Source organism: Streptomyces sp. NPDC002926 (genome assembly GCF_053591755.1).
On the sequence record NZ_JBSFUK010000079.1, the window covers coordinates 1 to 4,124 of the forward strand.

Annotated in this window: 2 protein-coding genes; both read left to right on the plus strand. The window is 71.2% G+C overall.

Annotation, left to right across the window (positions count from 1 at the left end; translation table 11 throughout):
- Window positions 1-3,102: KR domain-containing protein (locus ACWDZ6_RS33295; RefSeq protein WP_451505818.1), on the plus strand; the 3,102-nt coding region annotated here is incomplete at its 5' end.
- Between the two features lie 216 nt (window positions 3,103-3,318).
- Window positions 3,319-4,124: beta-ketoacyl synthase N-terminal-like domain-containing protein (locus tag ACWDZ6_RS33300; protein ID WP_451505819.1), on the plus strand; the 806-nt coding region annotated here is incomplete at its 3' end.

Sequence of the window (4,124 nt, forward strand, 5' to 3'; positions counted from 1 at the left end):
GGGGGGTATTGGTGCCGGAATCTGCGGGAGCCGGTGCGGTTCGACCGTGCGCTGGAGGGTCTGCTGGATGACGGGCACACGGTGTTCGTCGAGATCTCCGCGCATCCGGTGCTGTCGATGCCGCTGACCGATGCCGGCGCGGACCGTGGTGGTGTTGTTGTCGGTTCCCTCGCCCGGGACCGGGGTGGCATGGAACAGCTGCTGCACAATGCGGGGCTGCTCCACACGCACGGACACGAACTCGACTGGGACCGGGTCCTTCCCGCGACTCCCGGTACCGGGCTCGTCCCGCTGCCCACCTACGCCTTCCAGCGCGAACACCACTGGATGGAGACCAGGAAGACCTCCAACGACGCCGGCTCACTCGGCCTCGATTCCTCGCAGCACCCATGGCTCGGCGCAGCGACCCCGCTCGCCGACAGCGACAGTCATCTTCTGACCGGACGGCTCTCGCTCGCGGACCATCCCTGGCTGAAGGACCATGTGCTCTTCGACCAGGTCCTCGTCCCCGGCACCGGGCTCCTCGAGCTGGCCGTCGCCGCAGCCCATGAGGTCGGCTCGGCGGGCGTCGCCGAACTCACCCTGGCCGAGCCGCTGATCATCCATGACGCGGTACGGATCCAGATCACCGTGCAGGCGGCCGAGAACGGGCGGCGCCCGATCACGATCCACAGCCGCCCGGAGAGCTCGCACACCTCGCCCGCCTCGTCTCACGCATGGACCCGCCACGCGAGCGGCGAACTGATGGAAGCGGCCACCGATCCTGCCGTAGCCACGGCCGCCGACACCGCCGCTTTCGCCGAGCTCGCCCGATGGCCTGTCGACGGAGCCCAAAGAGTCGAACTGGACGGCTTGTACGACCGATTCGGCGCCCAGGGCATCGACTACGGCCCCGCATTCCGCGGCCTCGGCGAACTGTGGCGCAAGGGCAACAGCGCCTATGGCGTTGTACGCCTTCCCGAGCCCGGCACGGAAGCCGGCTTCACCCTGCACCCCGCCCTCCTGGACACCGCCCTTCATGTGATGAAAGGCGTCACCGCCCCCGAGGACGAGCCCGAAGGCGCTCTGCTGCCCTTCGAGTGGAGTGACGTCCAGCTGTACGCCATCGGCGGCGGCGAGCTGCGTATCCGTATCGACGTCGAACCCACCGGGACAGGCCAGGTGATCCGGGCCTGGGCCGTCGACGCCACCGGGTCGCCCGTCGTCAGGATCGGGCAACTCCATCTGCGCCGTGCCACCGTCGCCCAGCTGCGTGCCGCCCGCACCCCGGGCACCGACAACCTCTACCGTCTCGGCTTCCAGCCCCTCGCCGCCACCGCACCGGCCGGCGCAGCGGCCGAGATCGTGCTCGGCGGCACGGGACACCTGGCCACGGCCCTGGGCGCCGAGCACCTGATCGGAACGGACGCGCTGTCCGCCCGGCTCGACGCACACCCGGCCGCCCCCGCCCGTATCGTCGTCGACGCCACTGGCTGGCCGCCCGTCCACAGTGCGCCCGAGGCCGCGTACAGGGCGACCGAACACGCACTGTCCGTACTCCAGGACCTGTTGTCCGACGAGAGGCTGGAGTCGACCGAACTCGTCTGGATCACCCGCGGCTCCGTCTCGGCGGCCGATGGCGATCGCGTCGACGGACTCGCGTACGCCCCGCTGTGGGGCCTGTTGCGCTGTGCCCGCTCCGAGCACCCGGAGCGCACGCTGCGCACGGTCGACCTCGGACCGGACGACAGCGACCGCGACGTGCTGGCATCCGCGGTCGCCGTCACCGGCGAACCGGAACTCGCCGTACGTGACGGCCAGGTGCTGGTGGCCCGGCTGGTACGGGCCGAGGAGCCGGCGAAGGATTCCACAGTCCGGCCCCTCGACCCGCGGGGCACGGTCCTGATCACCGGAGGCACCGGCGAGCTGGGCCGGGAAGTGGCACTGCGCCTCGTACGCCGCCATCAGGTCCGCCACCTGGTCCTCACGTCCCGGCGCGGCGCCGACGCGCCCGGCGCCGAGGATCTCGTACGCCGGCTCACCGACGAAGGAGCCGAATCGGTACGGGTGGTGGCCTGCGACGCCGGTCGCCGCGACGACCTCGCGCAGGTCCTCACCCTCGCCGGCGAGGACCGGCCCTGGACCGCGGTCCTCCACCTGGCGGGGATCCTGGACGACGGCCTCGTGGTCACCCAGGACGCGGCGCGGCTCTCCCGCGTGATGGAGCCGAAGGTGCATGGGGCCTGCTACCTGGGCGAGCTGACCGCAGGTCTCGACCTGGCAGCCCTTATGCTCTTCTCCTCGGCGGCAGGCACCGTCGGCACAGCCGGCCAGGGCATCTACGCCGCGGCCAACAGCTACCTCGACGCGTTCGCCGCCCGCCTGCGCGCCGAGGACCGCCCGGTGACGAGCCTCGCCTGGGGCCTGTGGCACCAGGCCGGTGTGGGCATGACCTCCCATCTCGGCCGGGCCGACCTGGACCGCATGCGCGGGCAGGGCATCGCCCCTCTCTCCTTCGAACAGGGCCTGGGACTGCTCGACATGGTCCTCGGGAGGCCCGCCGACAACTTCGTTCCGGTACAGCTCGACCTGCGCGCGGCACAGCGGGAGGCCGACCAGGGCAATGCGGCACCCGCCCTGCTCCGTTCCCTCGTGCGGGCCCGGCTGCGCAAGGCGGGCAGCGGGACGGCCCCGGACCGGCAGGGTCTGCGCGAGCAGCTACTCGCCGCACCCGACGACCGGAGGCCGGAAATGGCGACGGACCTGGTGCTGCGCGAGGTGGCCGGGGTGCTCGGCCTCGCCGGGGCCGGATCCCTTGCCCCGAACGAGGTGCTCAAGGGTCTCGGGCTCGACTCGCTCATGGCGGTGGAGCTGCGCCGCAGGCTGTCGGCGGCGACCGGTCTGTCACTGCCCGCCACGCTTGCCTTCGATCATCCGACGCCCGAGCACATCGCCCGGCTCATCCTCGCCCGGATGGATCTGCCCGTCCCCGGGGCTGCGGAGGAGCGCAAGGCTCCCGGACCGGAACTCACCGAAGAAGCGGACAGCGAGGAGAAGTCGGTCGACGAACTCAGCGCGGAACTCGACATGTTCCTCGCGGAGGCAGGCATCGACCTCGGCTGAGCCCCTACCAGCCCCCGCGGCCGCAGGCCCCCGCCTCCGACGAGGCGGGGGTCAGCGGCGCGCCTGCCTCCAGATCGCTTCCACCGGCGCTCGAGGCGGGCGTCATTGGATGGTTGTGCTCCTGATTCATCCGTCAGGGGCAGCCCACACGTCGCATGACGGCCGCGTCGTCGGACCGCTGAATCGCTTGTGCCGGCCGCGCAGAAAGGCTCGATGGTGTCGAACTCACAGCAGGACCGGATGGAAGCGGCTCTGCCCGCGATCCGCGCTCTCCAGAAGCGCGCCGCCGATCTGGAGGCGCAGCGCACCGAGCCGATCGCTGTGGTGTCGATGGCCTGCCGGCTGCCGGGCGGCATCGACACGCCGGAGGGCTTCTGGGAGCTGCTGGCGTCGGGCGGAGACGCCATCGGAGGATTCCCCGAGCGCTGGAAGCGCCTGGACCTGTACGACCCGGACCCGGAGGCGGAGGGCAAGAGCTACTCCCAGCAGGGCGGGTTCCTCGACGACATCGAGCACTTCGACGCGTCGTTCTTCGGCATCAGTCCGCGCGAGGCCCTGTCGATGGACCCGCAGCAGCGACTGGTCCTGGAGTCGTCGTGGGAAGCGCTGGAGCGGGCCGGTATACGTCCCGAGACACTCGACGAGAGCCGCACCGGCGTCTATCTGGGCACCATGGGCTCCGACTACGGCCACCTGGGCCGTGACCTGGACGCCCTCGACGGCTATGTGAGCACCGGCAAGGCCAGCAGCGTTCTGTCGGGGCGGGTGTCGTACGCGCTGGGTCTGCAAGGCCCGGCCATCACCGTCGACACCGCCTGCTCGTCGTCGCTCGTCTCGATCCACCTGGCGGTCCAGGCCCTGCGCCAGCGGGAGTGCGAACTCGCCCTGGCCGGCGGCGTCACCCTCATGAGCGCGCCCACCCTGTTTGTGGAGTTCTCGCGGTTGAAGGCGATGGCGCCGGACGGCCGGTGCAAGTCGTTCTCCGCCCAGTCCGACGGCGCGGGCTGGTCGGAGGGTGTGGG